This is a genomic window from Planktothrix sp. (genome assembly GCF_046067725.1).
Lineage (GTDB): Bacteria > Cyanobacteriota > Cyanobacteriia > Cyanobacteriales > Microcoleaceae > Planktothrix.
Map to the genome: position 1 here is coordinate 1 of NZ_JBJUDF010000361.1, position 14,732 is coordinate 14,732.

Below are 14,732 nucleotides of genomic sequence, written 5' to 3' on the forward strand. Positions count from 1 at the left end.
CCACGCGATCGCCGGGTTGTCTTTCGCTTCCAACTTAAACAAATTGATTGGGATAAGTTTTTAAATTCATCAAAATCTCAATCAAAGTAAAGAACTATAGCAAGTCTAAATTAGTTGTATAAATGACTTAAAATCCAATTCATCGTAGGGGCTCGCCCCTACAAACCTACAAAGACTAAATCAAATTTTAGGGGGTATTACAAAAATGATTTTTTCAAGTTTAAGTTTACCAGATTTCTCTCCACTAAAACCTTCTGAACTCCTAGAATTTTCAAAGTCTCTAGGTAAAGAACCTCCACCACCTATTATACCACCAATTACAAATCCCATTAAACCTCGAACATTTGAGGAAATATTAAAAGATATTGAAACTAATAAAATAGATAATATTAGTAATTTAGAATGGATTTATTTAGTTTACTTCAACTCTGATAATAATTTTAAACTCTGTCAATTAATTTGGAATGTAGCCAAACAAAAACAATGGTTAAAAAATCGTTTGCTGTGGAATTTAGTTTTATATTATGGAAATGAGGGCAAGCAGACAAAAAGAATTATATCAGAATCTTTAGTTAATTCCTTTTCTGTGGATGTATTAGATAGAAAGGATCATAAAGATTTGGTAACGATCAAAATTATTGAAAGTTTAAAAAAAGATCCTGCTGATTTAGCAAAATTAAGTTTAACGTATAAGAAAACCCCCAAAGATTTATTAAAAACCTATCAGTTACCCCACTGGATAAAAAAAGCTGAAGATGCACTCAAAGCTGTTGCAAAAGTTTTTGTATCTTCTCGTGATCTTCAATATGAGAGTTGGTTAGTAAACTGCCTTGAAGAAATGCTATCTGAGGATCAAATTAAAGCAACGGATTATTTACTAACTAACATATCAGCCGAAATAGCTGGAGATTTGCCGAACTTAGTAGAGTGGGTAAAATTAAATTTTAAACCTAAAAATTCTAATAGTAAATGGCATCAACTTTCAAGAAAAGCTAAAGAAGCATTAAGAAAATGGATCGGTGCAGTTAATTATAAAGATTTTGAAAATATCGTTGAGCTTTTATTAGAAAGGAATGATGAATTAAATATACCAGATTGGGAAAAAAATCAGTTACGAAAACGAAAAGATTTTTGGGCAAATTATAGTGATTGCTTTGAAAGAATTCGGATTTTATTACCTCAAAAATCTATTAATGCTCTCGGTCAATATCTTCCTGAAAATGTTGATCTTTTAATAGAAGATGATAGCGATACAGAAGTTTGTATTTTTGATTTTGGGGATTGGTTTATTGTTGAGTTTTTCCGAGGGGAAGCGAGTGAAATTCGTTTATTTAACCATTCTCAAAATCCTGACCTTGAGCAAAAACTGTTCGGTTCTTCTCATGTTTCTGTTAAATGTCTGCGTTGTTTCAAACCTTGTAAAATTCATGATCATGTTTTCTGTTGGCAAACCTACTGTGAAAAATGGTTAAAACTCAGCAATATTCTTCCCAATGAAGGAACTGTATTTTTTAAAGGGTTACCACATAAATATGGTAGATATGGTTCAGATGGACTTCCTACACCTTCGTTTCAGGATCAACAGAAGCGTAATGGTAAATTAGAAGAATGGGAAAACAAGATTAGAAAAATTGAATCTGAAGCAGAAGAATATGTTAGACAGCAAGGATGGCAATGCTAAAAAATGAAAGAAAGTATTATCAAGAGACTTTAAAACATCCCACACCCCAAAACCTCGGTTTCTTTGAGAAACCGGGGTTTTAATTCCTACCCTACCGAAAGATAGAATCTGAGGGATCGCATCTATTCCTAACCACACGAAACAAGAAGAAATGTAGACGATAGCTGTAATTGCATGAAGATTTAGAATCCTAAGAATGTTCAATTTTATAGCTTTTTAAACTCATCCCAATCCAGATCTAATTGTCGGATAATTTGCCTCAAAGTCCCTAATTTTAAATCCTTATTTCCCCAATCAGGAATCGGTACGATTACCCCATTATTGGGATTGTACCATTTTCGATGAGAACCACCGCCTCGCCTTGAAATTTCTTGGCATCCCATTTGTTTTAATTTTTGTGCTACCTCTCTATATTTCATTTTGTACCAATGGGAATTAAGCTTTCTGTCCACAAAGTTATATCTTCTCCTATCGGCTTTAAAACAGCAGGTAAGGGTTGGTTTAAATCTTGATAAGCTTCAATTAAAGCTTGTAAAGCATCGGATACATTAGGAATAACTTCTTCTAACGTATCAGCTTCTGTAATTAAATTGGGTAACAAAGGACAAGTAATTGTATAACCGCCTTCGGGTTGAGGTTCTAAGATTAAGGGGAGTTTATAAATGGCATTCATAAGTTAGTCATTATATTTACAGCATATCCGTTCAACTCCTATACTAACCCGCCCTACCGAAAGATAGAATCTGAGCGATCGCATCTATTCCTAAACACACCCGAAAACAGAAGAAATGCAGACAATAACTGTGATTTTTGGTTTTCTACCTTTGAAGAGATCGTAACTTGCCGTTTTTTTACAGGTTAGTTACATTAGTTTACAGAAGGTGACATCAAACGAAATAGGAGTCAAAACCATGTCAAACACACAATTAACGAATAGTCCTGAACAACAACAACGTAACCATTGGGATTGGGGTTTTACCCCGAGTGCAGAGAATTGGAATGGTCGTTTGGCGATGATTGGTTTTCTCAGCGCCATTGTTGTTGAACTGATTTCAGGTCAAGGACTTCTTCACTTCTGGGGTTTGATGTAATGGGATATCCCACTACATCACCTTAGCAACCAGAAGCATTAAAACCGGATGATAGCCGGATTAAACAACGGAATTTAATTCGCAAAAAAATTTTAACATAACTTGAGAGGATTTTATACAAACTCTCAAGTTTTTAATATTTTGCAACAATCCAAACGTTGCCGAAACTTAATCTTTTTTTTAACAAAGTTTCGGCAGATTGATGGTAAACGGGTTGAGCAATTGTAACTTCAGTTATTTTTTCTTGACCATCATCAAAAAAATTCTTTCCTCCGCCTCAAATTGTTTCAACCCGAACAGAAACAGCAACGACTAGCGGATATATTCTTTCAAAATGCTGTTACGGTTAGGGTGACGTAACTTTCTCAGAGCTTTGGCTTCAATTTGACGAATGCGTTCACGGGTGACATTAAAAATCTGACCAATTTCTTCTAATGTCTTCATGCGACCATCATCTAATCCATAACGCAACCGTAATACATCTCGTTCACGGGGGCTAAGGGTATCTAATACATTTTCTAAATCTTCCCGTAAAAGATTTTTAGAAACTTGATCTTCAGGGGTTTCGCCATCAGATTCAATAAAATCTCCTAAGCGAGAATCTTCTTCTTTTCCAATGGGAGTTTCTAAAGAAATCGGAAGTTGAGCCGATTTAGCAATAAACCGCAATTTTTCGATGGTCATTTCCATGCGAGTTGCGATTTCTTCTTCAGTGGGTTTACGACCCATTTCTTGAGACAGTAACTTGGTGGTCTTTTTAATTCGAGAAATGGTTTCATACAAATGTACAGGAAGGCGAATCGTTCGAGATTGATCCGCAATCGCCCGTGTAATGGCTTGACGAATCCACCATGTAGCGTATGTTGAAAATTTGTAGCCTTTTTCGTGATCAAATTTCTCGGCGGCTCGAATTAATCCTAAACTGCCTTCTTGAATCAAATCTTGGAAAGAAAGACCTCGATTCATGTATTTTTTGGCAATCGAAACCACCAGTCGTAAGTTCGACTGTACCATCTTATCTTTGGCCCGACGACCGATATACAGACGGCGGCGGAACTCTGGCAATCTCATATCAACGGCGCTCGCCCATTCCTGCTCATTGGGTTCTCGATGGTAATGTTCCATGAGTTTTTCCCGAATGCGCTCTAGTTCGAGCAAATCAGCAATTTTCCGAGCGAGTTCAATTTCTTCATCTGCCCGTAATAATCGAATCCGACCGATTTCTTGAAGATAGAGACGAATTGAATCTTCTGTGAAATGCTTTTTCTTCGTCTGAGTCCGACGCCGAGATTTAGCTCCTTTGCCGGCTTTGCTATCCTCATCGTCATCTGCGATGACATCCTCCAAGAGAATGTCATCTTCATCGATTAAATCTTCCTCATCCAATTCAATATCCTCCAACTCCGAAAGGATATTGTTATTGGTCAGAAGGGGGGGAAAGATGTCTGATGTTTCTGTTTCAAGCTTTGTGGTTGCGAGTCCGTTGGTAATCTGGCTCATGCCGCGTTCCTCATGCTCCTCAATTAGTAGAAATCAATCACAGGATAAAGATTGTCTATTAGTAGACTATTGAACCAGTTGCACACTGTTTCAAGTTTCAACATTTGTCCACAGCGTTACTGAGTCAATGATCATAACTCACTTCAGTCGTAACATAAGAAGACAAATATTCAAAGGTGATCATTGGATTGCGCCAAGACCTTTTTGATTGTAGCCTTTCTGACAAAAATTGTACGGTTTGTCAAAAAGCAGATTTGCTGACTCAAATTCACCGATGGAGGATTAATTGACTTAGGCATTGACTACAACTGCCTTTTCTATCCTTAGATTAGACTGATCACAGGGGGAGCGATCATTTTATTTCAGGGATATTACAGAGGATATCGATATCCTGATTCACTAAAATTTTAGCGAACTCTTTTCAACTTGGGTTGTCATCCCAGAATAAATATTGAAGAAAGTGTAAATGAAGGTAAATGACCTTAATACACCTGATAGAATGGGTTGTCTAAGTCGAGGCATAGAGAAGTCGTAATTCACTCAAAATTAATTGCTGAAGTTCCTCTTCAATGATAGCGAAGAAAACTTTAAGTTTCTACTCTTTTGGAGTAATAAACGGTTTAGTTTATGTAACAAAATGGATTCAACTTAAGGGGGGTTTAGGTTGTTTGCAAACGGGTTCAGTCAGGAGTGACTGACTTTGAATATTGCCAACAACCTGACCTTTTGAGGTTGTTCTTTATTGTAAGTTAACTCAAATCTCTGCCTTTGGTGTGAGATCAAACGTTAAATCACGTTAAGTTTTTGACGTCGCCGAGTTGAGCTATTCGTCAAAACCCTTGAGAACAGAGGTTTTGACGAACACTACATCAAGGAACAACCAGTTTCCGCCTCTAAAAATGATGATTTTCTCACCCTTTGTTCCCCTATCCTTTGTCAGACTTCGGCGTTTTGCTTTTAGCTTCCAAGGTTTCTAACCGACTCCGAAGTTCCTGATTTTCTTTTTTAATTTTGTCCAGTTCTTCCCGTAGCTTTTTCAAGGCGGGTTCGGAACCGATTTTTCCTTGTACATTTTGAATGGCTTCTTCCGCGCGACGGCGCACTCGTCCGTCTAAGGTTTGGTCGGCTAAAGATTGCAAAACATCCATCGCTTTTGACGTTTCCATGTGCTCTAAAGAGGCGACAACCGCTACTTGGGTAAGGAAAAAGGTTTCATGGGATAATTCTTCTAAGCGTTGTAAAATTCGTTCGATATGGGTTGGAGTTTGACCCGTTGAAATCGTCCCTAAAGCACGAATAGAGGCTAACCGTAATGCTTGAGGAATACCCGGAGTCGTATATTTTAAAATCAAGTTTAAAGCATCTTCTGAGGTCTTCATTTTACTCAGTCCTAAAATCGCCCCTGAACGCACCACTTCATTCCATCCTTCCCGTTCTTTAAGCACCGATTTTAACTGCTTAATAGTTTGTTCAACTAGATGTTTATCCTCACAATGGGTCGCTGCAATTTCTCCTAACCCGGTGGCGGTAGCGGCTTCAACTAAATAACTAGGATCTCCCTTTTCTAAAAGGGGTTTTAACACTTGATAACTCTCGGTGGTTTTCAGTGCAGCTAAACTTTGAACAACAGCACGTCTAACACGAGGATCATCATCGGTTAAACCTGCCACTAATCCTTCAAAAACTTGATCTAATTTAACTCGAACTAATTGTTTAGCGACTTCAACGCGAACCCCCCAGAATTTATCATTTTTTAAGGCATTTGATAAAGCTTTTACGGCTTCTAATCCGCCTTTTTTAGCTAAAGCTTTGGCGGCATAAATTCGAGAAATCGGATCAGGATCATATTGTAATTGTGCCTTTAATTCAGCTACAGCATAATCTAAATTGACGGCTTTGAGAATATTATTATTAACATCAAAGCTAATAAAATTCGGTTTTTCTTCTAAAGGAAAATAGAAGGTTTGTTCCCGTTCATGAACTCTAACGGTAAAGGTTTTGAGTTGAACTGCGATTTCAGGAGATTTTTTATCCGGTTTATAGCCAAACCCAATGGGAATTTTTAAATCAAAGAGATTTTTCTCGCTGAGTTTGTCACTTTCCTTCGCTTGATTTTGCTTAATCGTAAGTTTGGCTAATTTACTATGATTATCCCAACTGTAGGAAACTTTATATTCAGGATGTCCGCCTCGAAAAACATATTGATCAAACAAAGGCATTAAATTACATCCCGTTGCTTTTTCTAATGCTCGTAATAAATCAATGGTTTCTACGGTTTTATGAGCATTATCTTGAACAAAAGTTTGAATTGCTTTTTGAAACAGTTCATCCCCTAATTCCGTGCGAATTAAATGATAAACACAAGCGCCTTTTTCATATAAATGGCGGTCATATAATTCAATCGCTTCTCGATAAATATGGGTAACAATGGGGCGACGATAACGGGAACTATCCTCGGAAAAATAGTTTTTGGCTTGATTTAAACGGTAATATGCCGCTTCTTCTTTACCATATTGTTGTTCTGTCCATAACACTTCAGAATAGGTCGCCATTCCTTCTTTAATCCAAGCGTGTGACCAATGTTTAATTACGACTAAATCCCCGAACCATTGATGGGCTAATTCATGGGCAACTAAACTTTCTGTGTTACGATTATCTAAGGTGGCTCGTTCGTCTAATAAACAGCGATCGGTTAATAAGGTTGTTGAAGTATTTTCCATCCCACCAAAAATGAAGTCATCCACACAAACTTGAGCATATTTCGGATAGGGATAGGCATAACCAAAATATTCAGAGAAAAACTCAATCATTTGCGGGGTTTTTCCCATACTGCGAAGCGCATCGTCTTTGCGGTTTTTCTCAACATAATATAAAACCGGAATTTTCTTCCATTCGTCTTTAATTTCAGCAAAATCACCCACCGCCAAGGTCATTAAATACGTGGGATGCACTTGTTTTTGTGACCAATGATAAATTTTGGTTTTACCTTTGGTTTCCGTATGAATTAACTCTCCATTGGAAATGGCTAAATATTGTTTGGGAACTTGTACCCGAATTTCTGAAGTAGCGAGTTGTCCAGGGTAGTCAAAACAAGGAAACCAGAAGCGAGAATCTTCGTCCTCTCCTTGCGTCCAAACTTGAATCGGTTTGTTAGGATAATCTTTACTCGGACTAATAAAATAAAGTCCCCGTTGCGGATGAGTTACCCCATAATTAATAACAAGTTTAATTAACTGATTCGTAATAGTCGGTTGATGCAGATAAATTTGTAATTGTTCCCCATCATAACTAAACTCTTGCTGAATTTGATCAATTTTTACCCCTTTAATTTCTAAGTTAACCGCATCTAAAGTTAAGGTTTCAATTCCACTTCTAACCGGGTTCAAATGGAGGGTACAAGTTCCTTGAAAACTTTGATTAGGAATATCAAGAACTAAGTCCAGAAAAATATGTTCCACTTGACCCGGACGGTCTGGGTTATAATGGGGACGAGCGCCGGGTAACTCAAAGGACTTGTGGCTATCTGTTTCCGTATCAAAGTAAAAATTTAACATCGAGTACAATCAAACTCAAGAATAAGGGATAAAAAAACGCGCTATGCGTATCGCTTCATTATATAGCCAGTGTCAACCGATTGTAGCAAACAACAGGAACGAGGGAAACTGGGGAACAGAGACGGGGAGAGAATGTTAATCAGGAGTTTGTTATTCTTGTCTTAACTGTTGGATTTGTTCCAGACTTAATCCGGTGGTTTGACTAATCGTTTGATCATCTAATAAACTCATTAATTGTCGAGCAATTTCAAGTTTAGATTCTTGTTTTCCTTGTTCAATTCCTTGTTCAATTCCTTGCTTTAATGCTTCTTCTCTCGCTAATCGAACGGCTTTTTTAATCGCATTTCGCTGATCATAAATATAAATTTCTCGTTTTTCTAAATCTTCGAGTTCTTCCGGGTTTAAGGTGGCTTCATTAGCCATGGTAAAGGCTTTTTTAAGTTCGGGAATCTGTGCCATTGTTTCAGGAACCGTTTCTAAGGTTTTAGCACTTTTAATAAAATACAGCCATTTATCCGTTAAGGTTTTTAACTCCTGAAGAGACGGATTAAATTTTGGAAGTTCTACAAAAACTAATTCAATATCATAAATTGGATAATCGACTAAAAACTCTTTTTCTTTTAAAACAAATCGAGAAATGACTTGATTGAGATTAGGGAACATTTCAAAATCCGTAATTGTAACAGCAATAACTGGATTTAAAAGGGTGTAATCTTCCCCGGTTTTTAACTGTATTGAATAAGCTTTTGCCGCATTATATAAAATTCTTTTTTCAAATCCTTCAAGATTTAAGATTTGCATTTCTATAATCACCGTTTTATTTCCGGTTATCGTTGCTTTAACATCTAAATAAGTATCTTTAATTCCTCGAATTTTAGGAGCTTGATAGGGATTGAGAATTGTTAAATCTTCAATGGCTGAAGTTTCAGGATAAAGAATACTATTTAAAAAACTGATTAAAATATCCTTACTGTCTTCTGAACCAAATATTTTCTTAAAAGCAAAATCAGTTTTTGGATTAATAAATCTCATATTAACGCTCCTTAAAATTTTGAGTTTAATGGACAGTTAAAGCCATCACAAGCGAGAATAAATTTAACCTTTTCTTAACAATGAACCCTAACAATCACTCCTAAAGGTTAACAGATTAAGATTTGTTGTAGAAAAATCGAGGTAATTCTAATACAATGTTATCATCCTATAACAACAAGGTTGCCGTTCGGCAATCTGCCCCCTAAAATCTAAATCTTGAAACAGAAAATTAGAGATTATTAAAAGTATGAAGCTAGCAGCGCGAGTAGAAAAGGTTCCACCGTCGGTAACGCTGGCAATCTCAGCGAAGGCAAAAGCGATGAAAGCTGAGGGGATGGATGTCTTAAATTTTAGCGTAGGCGAACCCGACTTCGATACCCCGAAGCATATTATTGAGGCGGCGAAAAAAGCCTTAGATGAAGGTAAAACTCGCTATGGCCCAGCAGCCGGGGAACCGAAGTTACGTTCATTAATTGCTGAAACCTTAAGTGCCGAAACCGGTTTAGACTATAAAAGCGACAATATTCTTGTTACTAATGGTGGTAAACATTCCCTCTATAATTTAATGGTAGCGGTGATTAATCCAGGGGATGAAGTGATTATTCCGGCTCCCTATTGGTTAAGTTATCCTGAAATGGTGAAACTAGCAGAAGGGGTTCCCGTAATTGTGCAAACGGGTGCAGAAACAGGTTATAAAATTACACCTGAAATGCTGCGTCAAACGATGACACCGAAGACTAAACTTTTTGTTTTAAATTCGCCTTCAAATCCAACCGGAATGGTTTATACCCCGGATGAAATTCGAGCTTTAGCTGAGGTCGTTGTTGAAACAGGTCTTTTAGTCGTTGCGGATGAAATTTATTCTAAAATTATCTATGATGATGCCAAACATTTAAGTATTGCAGCGGCTCATCCTGAAAGCTATAAATACACTTTAATTAGTAGTGGTTTTGCTAAATCCTTTGCGATGACCGGGTGGCGAATTGGATATTTAGCGGGAGATGTCAATATTATTAAAGCGGCTACCCGAATTCAAAGTCATACTACGTCTAATGTTTGTACATTTGCTCAATATGGTGCGGTTGCTGCATTAGAAAACTCACAAGATTGTGTGGAAGAAATGCGTCTGGCTTTTGCCAAACGTCGGGAGGTGATGTTTGAGTTATTAAATGCTATTCCTGGGATTAGTTGTCTCAAACCCGATGGGGCATTTTATATGTACATTAATATTGGTAAAACGGGTTTAAATTCGGTTGATTTCTGTAATTTATTACTGGAAGAAAAACAGTTAGCTGCTGTACCCGGTGAAGCGTTTGGGAATGATGACCACATTCGTTTATCCTACGCAACGGATTTAATCACTATTGAAAAAGGGGTCAAACGTTTAGAAGAATTTGTTGCGGCTAGAATTTAGTCGGTGATGGGTGCGAAGCACGTTCTTCGTACCCCTGTGACCGGTTTCTGAGGTGCTTGTGGGATAAGGATCTTGCAGGATTCGGGAAAATATGAAAAAATTATGATATATTCTCGATTCGCACCTAAAGCTTCAACCTATGAGTTCATCCCCCACCGTTGTTAAAGTTCAGGAAGACCCGGCTACGGTGTCCCCTGAACTCGCGAGTTCTGCAAAACAGACGGATTTATCTCAAAATTCCAATAAACCTAATATTTGGAAAATTTTTGTCACCACATTTATTACGATTTTTTTAGCTGAAATTGGAGATAAAACCCAACTCACAACATTATTAATGACAGCAGAATCCCATGCGCCTTGGATTGTATTTGCTGGGGCTGGAAGTGCTTTAGTATTAACCAGTTTATTAGGGGTTTTATTGGGTCAATGGTTAGCGTCTCGGATTTCTCCGCGAACCTTAGAACGGGCCGCCGGAAGCAGTTTATTGTTGATTTCTGCTTTGTTAATTTGGGAAGTTCTGCACTAAATTATTCATCATTAAATTTATGGATTTACAACTGTTAGGATTAAGCTTTATTACGGTTTTTTTATCAGAATTAGGAGATAAAAGTCAAGTCGCTGCTATCGCTTTGAGTGGAAGTACAAAATCGCCCCGTGCTATCTTTTTCGGCACCGCTTCTGCTTTATTATTAGCCAGTTTTTTAGGGGTGATGGTCGGTCAAGGAGTTGCTGAAGTTCTACCGACCCATCTGGTTAAAATTGCGGCGGCGATTGGTTTTGCTATTTTAGGAATTCGGTTGTTATGGTTTAATCAAGAAGACGAATCACAAACCCATTAGGTAATCGCAAAACAGAACCGGGTTTCTAAGTTGAGGAACTGTCAGAAACTCGGTTTGTTCAAGAGGTAATCCTGAGCTATTTTTTCTATTAAAAATTTATCCTGAATTCCAGAACCTGAAAGTGCAAAATTATAATAACGAATCAATGTACTTAGGATCTTCTGGATATGTTTAACAAAATTATTAATATTGTCAGTAATATTGTTTGGCCAGTCGCTAAACCTGTTATCTTCACATTTTTTCCCCAATATGAACCTTTATTTAACACAATTCTTCCGATTGCAGAACCTTGGATTGATAAATTATTAGAACAAAACCCGCAAATTACCCTGAAGACTGCCCCGACTTTAGAGGTTAAGCCCAGTCAAATTCTCAGTGATATTAATATTCTCAGTAGTTATAAAACTTTAACTCAATTATCAGGACAATCTTCTCAATTATTTATCTTAACGGATGATAGCGATATTCTAGCACCTGTTAATGATTTTAATCTTCCCCAACCCCCTACAGGAATGATTTTACCCGAATGGACAATGAACAATCCAGGGGGAATTTTAGCCTTAGCCGGAGATGATATTTTAGTGGGTTCTGAACAAACTGATGTCATGAATGGTAACACGGGAAATGATCAATTATCCGGTGCAGAAAGCATTGATTTATTGCGAGGTGGTCAAGGAAATGATACCCTCAAGGGTGATAGTGGAAATGATATTATTAATGGCAACCGAGACGATGATTTCTTAATCGGAGGAGATGGAGAAGACTTACTGCGAGGAGGGAAAGGAAAAGATCATTTAGATGGCGGTTCTGGACAAGATATTTTAATCGGAGATTTAGAATTTGATATCCTGACTGGCGGTGCGGATGCGGATATTTTTATTTTAAGTGCAAACGCCGCAGAGGTTCCCCTGAAAGTCACTGAAGCTGATTTGATTACAGATTTTAACGCCACAGAAGGAGATAAAATTATGATTATTGCTAATAGTTTAACCTCGGAAGAACTGACGTTAGAAACCTTTGATCAAACTGCTAATTTGCAACTCGCAACAGGAAGCTCTCAAGGAGTCATTATTCGTCAAACGACAACCGGGAATATTTTCGGTGTCGTTGCGAATACCACCGATATTAATAGTGTTAAAAATAGTATTTCTATTGTTAATATTAGTGATGCCTTATTAGGAATTGGATAAAAACCAAGCCTAATGTTTTAACTACTAGGGTGTGTCCACCTGACGCCAGCCACAACTTTCTGAATCTTTTTCTCTCACGCCTATCAACAGTTCGGTCAATTTCAGGTACAATCAATCAGGATATCTGAGGATGGATCATGAACTGGATGCGCTACATTGCTGTTGCTTTAATTAATGCTTTGGGTGTAGTCGTTGGAATTATTTTAGTCCCCGCCCCTCCCACCTTAGCCCAGTCGTCGCCAACCAATCTGGACTTAGAGTATCGCATTGATGAGTCTGGACTACAATTGCCAGGATTTGAAATTGATTCTAGGGGTAATTCTAACTTAGAAACCGTTGAAATTACACCAAAATCCTTAGCAGAATTATATCAACTTCGCGATCGCATTCAAGCAGAATTAAAGAAAATTTCTAATCCTCCTGATATTAATAGTAATTTAGAAGCTTGGCAATATCAACTGCAACTTAAACAATATGAAACCTTAGTTAAAGCCAATCTTCAAGTAGAAGCTCAAATTAAATTTGAAGAAAAAACCCTAGAAAGTTGGAATCAAGCGATTAAAATTGCCACAGAAGCCGCTAGTTATGGTCAACAACCTGAAAGTCATACGGTTGAAGATTGGGAAACTGCTCAACAATTATGGGTTCAAGCTATTGATACTTTAAGAAAAATTCCCAGAGAGTCGTTTTTAAGTTCTAAAGCCATTGATAAAACTGTAGAATATCAAGGATATTTAGCGATCGCTACCTATCAACGAGCCTTAGCACAACAATCCGAAAAAAACAAGCCCGAAACTCCTCAAAATCTTTCTCCTATTTCTACTGCTAATCCCCAATTTCCAGGGTTTAAACTGTATGGAGATACCAACCGAGATGGTATTGTTAATGAAGCCGATGAACAACGCCCCGAACAATGGTCTTTATCCGTTGGGCCGTTAGTTTTATTTAATAATGATGATGATGATCGCAATGGACTACCCGACTGGCGAGAAAAAGGCGTGAATGGTGCTGAAGATGAAAAGGATTTAGCGATTGTTCATTTTAAAGTTTCTCCTGATTATAACGGTTCAGAATTGTTAATTAGTGTTGATGAAACCGCTAGACCTTATATTAATTTATTCCAAAAAACTGCCCAGGGATGGAAATCCGTTGATTTATCCGGTTTAACGCCTTTAGAATTTAATTCTGATATTATTTTAGGGGTAGAAGCGAAACAATTTGCCCATCAAAATTGGTCAGGTTTAATTAATTTAAAAGCTAGTGCTCGTAAACAAGGAAATATCATCGCAACGGATACAATTTCCATGGGGGTAGCACCTTGGATTATGTCTCCCAATACCGCCCCGGTTTCTGAAGTTCATATTAGCGATCGCGGCGATAATCAAAAGATTGTTCAAGAGGTAAAAACCATTGTTGAAACAACCGATGCTAAAGTTAAAGTTACACCAGGAGCAACCCTTTGGATGCAAGGAACTCAAGAAATTGGTTATGTTCAGTTTCCCAATGCAGAGGGTTTAAAGGATTATCCTGTTGTTCTAAAAGGCAATCGCAGTGCGGAAATTGATGATTATGCTCAATCGTTAATGAATCAAAATTTCGGCTGGTTTGAAATCGGTAAACCTCGGCAATTAGATGTATTAAATCAATGGGCAGATTGGTATAATAATTTAGCAGTAACTCCAGCTTTACCGGAATATCCATTGGGTAGAATTTATTATGGAACTGCTGATAACGTTAGCTTAAATCCTGAAATTATTGAATTTTTGAAAGCTCAAAAAATCCAAGGAGAACCCGTTGGAATTGATACTTCTTGGTTAATGGTGCGTCATGTCGATGAAATTATTAATTTTATTCCCAGTTTCTCCGGTGAACCCTTAATGTTAATTGCCAGTCCAGGGGAAGGAATTAAATTATTAAAAGAACTGGCAAAACAAGGATATGAAGGAGCCGCGATTAATCGAGGATTAAGCACTCAAACAACCGTTCGGGCTACTTTAAATAATCAATTATTAATCCAACATAATCAGAATTTGCAAAAGCAGAAAATCGAACCTTTAATTAATCAACTGAAACAAGAATTTAATCTAAGAACCGATCAAATTATTGAAATTCCAGCCCTCTTTAGTTATAGTGGTTATGCTTGGTGGCCGAACTTAATTAATTCGGTGTATGTGAATGGAGAATTATTAGTTTCTAATCCCAAAGGCCCCTTAATTGACGGACAAGACTACACCCAAGAAGACTTTAAACGTCGGGTGGCTGTGGCGGGAATTAATGTTAATTTCCTAGAGGATGATTACTATCAAGAATTACAAGGTAATATTTATAGTGCCACTAATACCACTCGCCAAGGAAATCAAGAACCTTTCTGGCAAAATTTACCTTAACGGGTTAGGTTTTATTAGTCCAGTCTAACACCCAAATTTTTCTC

Annotated in this window: 12 protein-coding genes; 7 read left to right on the forward strand and 5 right to left on the reverse strand. The window is 37.4% G+C overall.

What is annotated here, in order from left to right; all coding sequences use genetic code 11:
* Positions 1-205 precede the first annotated feature (205 nt).
* Positions 206-1,681 (forward strand): EH signature domain-containing protein, encoded by a 1,476-nt coding sequence (locus ACKPEB_RS22100; protein WP_408967176.1) that lies wholly within the window; start codon positions 206-208, stop codon positions 1,679-1,681.
* A 206-nt stretch (positions 1,682-1,887) separates the two neighbouring features.
* On the opposite strand, the gene ACKPEB_RS22105 is transcribed toward ACKPEB_RS22100, so the two are convergent.
* A complete protein-coding gene (locus tag ACKPEB_RS22105) occupies positions 1,888-2,100 on the reverse strand; it encodes a type II toxin-antitoxin system HicA family toxin (protein ID WP_408967177.1) in 213 nt (70 codons plus the stop codon).
* Entirely contained in the window at positions 2,097-2,354 is a 258-nt protein-coding gene (locus tag ACKPEB_RS22110) for a type II toxin-antitoxin system HicB family antitoxin (RefSeq protein WP_254173396.1), read from the reverse strand. Before ACKPEB_RS22110 ends, ACKPEB_RS22105 begins: the two co-directional genes overlap by 4 nt.
* 238 nt (positions 2,355-2,592) lie before the next feature.
* Here ACKPEB_RS22110 and ACKPEB_RS22115 point away from each other — a divergent pair, with 238 nt between their 5' ends.
* Entirely contained in the window at positions 2,593-2,772 is a 180-nt protein-coding gene (locus ACKPEB_RS22115) for a chlorophyll A-B binding protein (protein ID WP_408967178.1), read from the forward strand.
* A gap of 312 nt (positions 2,773-3,084) precedes the next feature.
* Here ACKPEB_RS22115 and rpoD read toward each other — a convergent pair whose 3' ends face one another.
* From rpoD to ACKPEB_RS22130, 3 genes are all read right to left on the reverse strand, one after another.
* The gene (rpoD, locus tag ACKPEB_RS22120) at positions 3,085-4,272 is read right to left on the reverse strand and encodes an RNA polymerase sigma factor RpoD (protein ID WP_408967179.1); all 1,188 of its coding nucleotides are present in this window, start codon (positions 4,270-4,272) and stop codon (positions 3,085-3,087) included.
* 926 nt (positions 4,273-5,198) lie between these two features.
* Positions 5,199-7,826 (reverse strand): M1 family aminopeptidase, encoded by a 2,628-nt coding sequence (locus ACKPEB_RS22125; RefSeq protein WP_408967180.1) that lies wholly within the window; start codon positions 7,824-7,826, stop codon positions 5,199-5,201.
* A 150-nt stretch (positions 7,827-7,976) separates the two neighbouring features.
* The gene (locus ACKPEB_RS22130; protein ID WP_408967181.1) at positions 7,977-8,858 is read right to left on the reverse strand and encodes an Rpn family recombination-promoting nuclease/putative transposase; all 882 of its coding nucleotides are present in this window, start codon (positions 8,856-8,858) and stop codon (positions 7,977-7,979) included.
* Between the two features lie 247 nt (positions 8,859-9,105).
* Between ACKPEB_RS22130 and ACKPEB_RS22135 the strand changes: the two genes are divergently transcribed.
* The 5 genes from ACKPEB_RS22135 (at position 9,106) to ACKPEB_RS22155 (ending at position 14,688) form a co-directional block, all read left to right on the forward strand.
* Positions 9,106-10,272 (forward strand): pyridoxal phosphate-dependent aminotransferase, encoded by a 1,167-nt coding sequence (locus ACKPEB_RS22135; protein ID WP_408967182.1) that lies wholly within the window; start codon positions 9,106-9,108, stop codon positions 10,270-10,272.
* A gap of 139 nt (positions 10,273-10,411) precedes the next feature.
* A complete protein-coding gene (locus ACKPEB_RS22140) occupies positions 10,412-10,798 on the forward strand; it encodes a TMEM165/GDT1 family protein (RefSeq protein ID WP_408967183.1) in 387 nt (128 codons plus the stop codon).
* 19 nt (positions 10,799-10,817) lie between these two features.
* Positions 10,818-11,111 carry a TMEM165/GDT1 family protein gene (locus ACKPEB_RS22145; RefSeq protein WP_408967184.1) on the forward strand — a complete coding sequence of 98 codons (294 nt, stop codon included), beginning with the start codon at positions 10,818-10,820 and terminating at the stop codon, positions 11,109-11,111.
* Positions 11,112-11,278: 167 nt separating this feature from the next.
* Entirely contained in the window at positions 11,279-12,301 is a 1,023-nt protein-coding gene (locus ACKPEB_RS22150) for a calcium-binding protein (RefSeq protein ID WP_408967185.1), read from the forward strand.
* Between the two features lie 137 nt (positions 12,302-12,438).
* Complete coding sequence (locus tag ACKPEB_RS22155) at positions 12,439-14,688, forward strand: protein-arginine deiminase family protein (protein ID WP_408967186.1); 2,250 nt, start codon at positions 12,439-12,441, stop codon at positions 14,686-14,688.
* Positions 14,689-14,732 lie beyond the last annotated feature (44 nt).

Bases quoted from the DNA above. Each gene is read 5' to 3' on its own strand.
- rpoD (WP_408967179.1), bottom strand. From the start codon at position 4,272: ATGAGCCAGATTACCAACGGACTCGCAACCACAAAGCTTGAAACAGAA.
- ACKPEB_RS22115 (WP_408967178.1), top strand. From the start codon at position 2,593: ATGTCAAACACACAATTAACGAATAGTCCTGAACAACAACAACGTAAC.
- ACKPEB_RS22155 (WP_408967186.1), top strand. From the start codon at position 12,439: ATGAACTGGATGCGCTACATTGCTGTTGCTTTAATTAATGCTTTGGGT.
- ACKPEB_RS22150 (WP_408967185.1), top strand. From the start codon at position 11,279: ATGTTTAACAAAATTATTAATATTGTCAGTAATATTGTTTGGCCAGTC.
- ACKPEB_RS22110 (WP_254173396.1), bottom strand. From the start codon at position 2,354: ATGAATGCCATTTATAAACTCCCCTTAATCTTAGAACCTCAACCCGAA.
- ACKPEB_RS22145 (WP_408967184.1), top strand. From the start codon at position 10,818: ATGGATTTACAACTGTTAGGATTAAGCTTTATTACGGTTTTTTTATCA.
- ACKPEB_RS22130 (WP_408967181.1), bottom strand. From the start codon at position 8,858: ATGAGATTTATTAATCCAAAAACTGATTTTGCTTTTAAGAAAATATTT.
- ACKPEB_RS22135 (WP_408967182.1), top strand. From the start codon at position 9,106: ATGAAGCTAGCAGCGCGAGTAGAAAAGGTTCCACCGTCGGTAACGCTG.
- ACKPEB_RS22140 (WP_408967183.1), top strand. From the start codon at position 10,412: ATGAGTTCATCCCCCACCGTTGTTAAAGTTCAGGAAGACCCGGCTACG.
- ACKPEB_RS22105 (WP_408967177.1), bottom strand. From the start codon at position 2,100: ATGAAATATAGAGAGGTAGCACAAAAATTAAAACAAATGGGATGCCAA.
- ACKPEB_RS22100 (WP_408967176.1), top strand. From the start codon at position 206: ATGATTTTTTCAAGTTTAAGTTTACCAGATTTCTCTCCACTAAAACCT.
- ACKPEB_RS22125 (WP_408967180.1), bottom strand. From the start codon at position 7,826: ATGTTAAATTTTTACTTTGATACGGAAACAGATAGCCACAAGTCCTTT.